Source organism: Spiroplasma sp. hy2 (assembly GCF_044714365.1).
GTDB lineage: Bacteria > Bacillota_I > Bacilli_A > Mycoplasmatales > Mycoplasmataceae > Spiroplasma > Spiroplasma phoeniceum.
Map to the genome: position 1 here is coordinate 1 of NZ_RXFZ02000076.1, position 4,737 is coordinate 4,737.

8 protein-coding genes are annotated in these 4,737 nt (G+C 23.0%); 3 read left to right on the forward strand and 5 right to left on the reverse strand.

What is annotated here, in order from left to right; genetic code table 4:
• From EHV01_RS03300 to EHV01_RS03310, 3 genes are all read left to right on the forward strand, one after another.
• Window positions 1-1,143 (forward strand): hypothetical protein (locus EHV01_RS03300; protein ID WP_422066188.1); only part of this gene is annotated, 1,143 nt, incomplete at its 5' end.
• A 2-nt stretch (window positions 1,144-1,145) separates the two neighbouring features.
• The gene (locus tag EHV01_RS03305; protein WP_422066189.1) at window positions 1,146-1,835 is read left to right on the forward strand and encodes a hypothetical protein; all 690 of its coding nucleotides are present in this window, start codon (window positions 1,146-1,148) and stop codon (window positions 1,833-1,835) included.
• A 125-nt stretch (window positions 1,836-1,960) separates the two neighbouring features.
• Window positions 1,961-2,248: a hypothetical protein gene (locus EHV01_RS03310; protein WP_422066190.1), complete on the forward strand. Its 288-nt coding sequence runs from the start codon at window positions 1,961-1,963 to the stop codon at window positions 2,246-2,248.
• Window positions 2,249-2,272: 24 nt separating this feature from the next.
• Here the strand turns inward: EHV01_RS03310 and EHV01_RS03315 are convergent, their stop codons facing one another.
• Genes EHV01_RS03315 through EHV01_RS03335 form a run of 5 tightly spaced genes read right to left on the reverse strand, consistent with a single transcriptional unit; the run spans window position 2,273 to window position 4,707 of the window.
• Window positions 2,273-2,449, reverse strand: a complete 177-nt coding sequence (locus tag EHV01_RS03315; protein WP_422066191.1) for a hypothetical protein — start codon at window positions 2,447-2,449, stop codon at window positions 2,273-2,275.
• Window positions 2,450-2,452: 3 nt separating this feature from the next.
• Window positions 2,453-2,959, reverse strand: coding sequence for a hypothetical protein (locus tag EHV01_RS03320; RefSeq protein ID WP_422066192.1), 507 nt, complete (start codon window positions 2,957-2,959; stop codon window positions 2,453-2,455).
• Window positions 2,944-3,864: a recombinase RecT gene (locus EHV01_RS03325; protein ID WP_422066193.1), complete on the reverse strand. Its 921-nt coding sequence runs from the start codon at window positions 3,862-3,864 to the stop codon at window positions 2,944-2,946. Before EHV01_RS03325 ends, EHV01_RS03320 begins: the two co-directional genes overlap by 16 nt.
• Window position 3,865: 1 nt before the next feature.
• A complete protein-coding gene (locus EHV01_RS03330; protein ID WP_422065656.1) occupies window positions 3,866-4,567 on the reverse strand; it encodes a hypothetical protein in 702 nt (233 codons plus the stop codon).
• A gap of 2 nt (window positions 4,568-4,569) precedes the next feature.
• Complete coding sequence (locus EHV01_RS03335) at window positions 4,570-4,707, reverse strand: hypothetical protein (RefSeq protein ID WP_157944213.1); 138 nt, start codon at window positions 4,705-4,707, stop codon at window positions 4,570-4,572.
• Between the last annotated feature and the right edge of the window lie 30 nt (window positions 4,708-4,737).

Consider the following 4,737-nt stretch of genomic DNA (forward strand, 5'->3'; position numbering starts at 1 on the left):
ACYATTAATGATAGAAAACAATCTGCTTATAATGATAATTTAATTTATAATGCTATTTTAAAAACTAGTTTATGAATGGATAGATTATCAGGTGGAACAATTTCCGATAAAATAAATAAAAAAGATTTATTTCCCTGAGTAAAAAAAGATAATACTGGTTTAATTGAATATGATAAATGATTAAGTTATATTCAATCTGCTTGTTTATTAGCAGTTATAAATTGATATTTACCAAAAGGAGTTAATGATTTAACTGGTAGTGCTTCATTTTCACAAGGTGGTGTAGCATATTCACAAACTAATGACCCAGAAGCAAATGAAAATATTACTCGTGATGTTAAAAATGCTTTAAAGTTAGCTGGTGAAATAATTGATATTATATCTAGTAAAACAGTATCTAGACCTTATAATTATAGTTTAGATAATTATGCTCATCCATGAGAAGAAGAATATAAACATATTAGTAAAAAAACTTTTTATTCAACATTATTGTTTTGATTAAAAGAGCGGTTACAAACTGATAATAGTATTAATATTACTTATCCTATTATTAATGACTTTTCTAAAATTGATTATAACGAGTATATTAAATTAATAGTTCCATTTGACAATGATACAATTTATTATGAAAATAATGTTTGAAAAGCAAAACAAGGTGGCGATATACCATCAGATGTTATTAAAGACAGTGATTTAAATAAAGATTATATTGATAAAGTTGATAATAAATATATTGTAAAAACATCACAAGATTTTAATACAAAACAAGATAAATTAATAAGTGGAGCAAATATTAAAACTATTAATGGTAATTCATTATTAGGTAATGGTGATATTACTATTAGTAGTGAAAGTAAATGAGAAGTAGTTGATACTAGTGATTTTGTTAAAAAAGATAATTATCAAATTAAAAATTTTGATAAAGTAAATTATATTTATCAGTTATGAGCAAATGCTAATTTTGTGCCAAATATTTATTTAAGAACTTTTAAAAATTTTGATAAAGATACTGCTGTTGGAATTGTTATTTCTGATCAACAGATTATTTTTCAAATAAGCACCACTGGATTAATTAGTTGTTTACACAATTTAAATCCATTTCAAATTGAGGGTATTTATTTAGAAAGAAAATTGGTAAGTTAATTATGAAACAAGATAAAACAACTTGATTAAAGGGTGCCTTACCTTGAAATTGATTTAAAAAAGATCCTATTCCAACTTATAATTGAACTCATAAAGATATTAGAGAATGAGAAAGAAAATATAAAATTCGTAGTTGAGTAGTTAGTTTTTATACATTAATATTTTTATTATTAAATTGTTGATTAGAATATGGAATGATTAATGCAATAAAAGATAATATTAATTGATATAATTATGGTCAATATTGAGGTAATGGCATAGCAATATTATTAACACCTTTATTTACACATGGAATTCAAGGCATATTTGTTGCTAGTAGTAAACCAAAAGTAGATATGAAAATTGATATTCCACGATTAAAAATATCTAAAATGGGATTAGTATTTACAATATTGCCTTTAATTACTTTAATAATTTCTTTAATTATTATTTGAATTGATAAATCAAAATGAAAAAAAGACCATTTAAGACATTGTTTAGATTGTCGAATTAATCCGCGTGTTATTCAACCACGAATAGCAAAAGCATGAAATAAATTAGATGGTATAAATGATGAGATATTTAATAATATGCAAAGTGAATTTATTAAAAAACAACAAGAAGAGTTAAAAAATAAGCAAAATAAATCAGAAGAAAAAGAACAAAAAACAGTAATAGAAACAGCAAAAGAAATATTAAATAGTAAAGAATAAAATAGACTATATATTAGGGGTGGCTGATATTTTTGGGTGGTTATATAGTTTAATTTATAAATTATTTTGTTCTGAAAGAATAGATGGCCACTGTTTGAGTAAGGATAAGAAAGGAATTAAAGAAAATGAACGAAACATTAATGATTGCTTTACTTGTGTTAGCAGGTGCAGGTGGAATGGGTAGTCTTGGTATTCTAGGATTATCTGCTAAAAAAATTAAAAAATATAAAGCAGAAATCAGAGAATTAAGAACTGCTGTTATTGCACACGAAAAACATTTACGAGGACCTGATTATGCAACAGAATTAGCATTAAAAACAGGTCAAATTAAAAATGTTAAAAAACAAGTTAAAGTTAATAATAAAAAACAAGCACAAAAAGATGCTATTAAAAAATTAACAAATAGTATTTAAAAAATAACCTTAATTGGTTATTTTTTATTTTTCTTTATTGTGTTTTATATAAAAATTAATAAGATGTTCTATTCGTTGTGAATAAGTAAAGTCATTAAATTCATTTCAAACTTTTTGTTCATTTTCATTTAAGTAAATATTTATATTCCGAATTTTACAAGAATAATATTTTCCTGTTTTTTGATTATATGAATGTTTCATAAATTAACTTTCATAATTAGCAATAATAATTGCATCTCGTAAATGATTACTTATTTTCTCATTATTATATTTTCAACCTTTACCATATTCATAAGTTAAATTAGTATCTTTTTCATATTTTCATACAGAACTATCATTATATTTACTTAAATTTTCCATATTTTTAACAACTGATTTAGTATGGCGTGGTGATACTCAATTATAACTAACTCAAGTATTTTCAATCGCACCCAGTAATCTTAATAAATCATCTCTATCTTTACTAGCATTAGCAGATGTATATAAACAATCTTCAATATTTAATCCTTTTGGAAAAAGTTCACCTTTATTTTTTACATAATAATCTGAATATAAATATTCATCTATAAATTCATCAATAAATTTATAATGTTCTTTTCAATATTTACTAGTAAATTCATTTTGTTTAATTAATTTATTATCTTCATATATAACAATAGCAGTAGTACCAGTTCCTGATGGGTCAATACCTATTTTTATCAAGTTGCTCATTCCTCGTCATTGTTATTATTAACTGCTGGTACTACATTTGATATATCTTCTTCTTTAACTACATTATCGTTTATGGCCACTATTTCATCATTAGGCGGGGTAAAATTATTTTTATTTGATAATGGTTCATCGCTCATCTGCCCCTTATTTTTGGCGACACTACTATCATTATCAATATAAATCTTTTCATCATTAGTTGTAATAACTGCTTGGTCTGATTTATATGCTTGTTGTAATTCAACCGACATAATACCTCATTTTCTTAATAATGATGTTAATACGGTTTTAAGGGCCATTTCATCAAAACTAGCAATATAAAATGATTTATTTTTAGCATAAGTTTTAGAATATTTCATAAAATGATTTTCCATTTGTTCTTTGGTCATATATAAAGTTTTTTCAAAACTATTAACCATTTTAAAGTATGCTACATAACCTATAATTGGTAATTTTTCTCTTTCATCTTCATTTTGAATTCAATTAAAACTAGTTCCTTTTAAACGATCATAATTTACTAATTCATTTTCTTTTACATCTGATACTGACATATCCAAATATTGACCACTTCTTTGGGCTAATTGAATATAACCTTTATAACCCATTTGAAATTGGGCTTGATTAACTCATTCTTGTATTTCACGACCATTAATAATTCTTGTTATTTTAGTATTATAAGGAACAACATAAGCATAACCAAATTGTTTTTCCATTGGTAAATTTAATAATGACCCTTGGTAACAAGCAGTCATAATTGTTTTTGGATCTGCTTTTTGTAATAATTCATTACTATTTGATATTGCAATTATATTACTTTTAAATCTTGCAATTTCATTTTCATTAGAAAATTTACTTTTTATTCAATCAGTTGCCTTATCTGTTCTTAAAAATTCTACAATATTTGTCATGTTATTTTTCTCCTTTATTTATTTTAAAATTAATACCTTTAACCCCAATTAAATTAATATCATTATTACTATCTCACTGATATTTAATTTCATTTTTAACAATTTGTTCATCAATAGTTAAATAATTTTTAATAAGATTAATAAGTTCTAATTTATCGGCTTTTTGTAAAAAATCATCATTAATACCTAATATTTCAATATCTTTAATTAATAATTTTTCTTTACGAAAATTACTAGTAATAATTTTTAATTCTTGTTCTTGTTTTGCTACACTTTTAATTTCTAAAAATTGTTCTTTTTTATGAGTTTCAATAATTTCATTTTGTTTTTGAAATTGAATATTAATAACATTATTTTTTAAAGAATCATGATTATTCTTAATATTATTTTCTAAATTCAAAATATCTTTTCTAATAAAATTTAATTCATCTTTAAAAGATTTTATTAATTCTAATGGTTCTCTAAAAATATAATCAATTTTTGAAACTACTAATTTTAAATCTTTTAGTGATTGTGATTTATATTCTCCATTTATTAATCAAGCTTGTTGTCGATATATAAATTCTGCTAATTCTTGTCCATTTTCATCAATTCACTTTTTAATTGTTAATGCTTTTAAGCTTAATTCTTTAAAATTATTTCCTTTTAAATAAAACGGATAAGTAATATTTTTAACTTCATTATTTAATTTTAAATCTTCCATAATTAAATTTCCTCTAATTCCATTTCATTAATTAAATTATCAATATATTCATAAGCACTTTCTTCTGAATAACATTCATCTAATGCTAAATTAAATAAATCTTCTTCTGTATAAACATAACCATTTTCATCTTTTCACATAATTATTTATCTCCTTGTCATTTAATATTG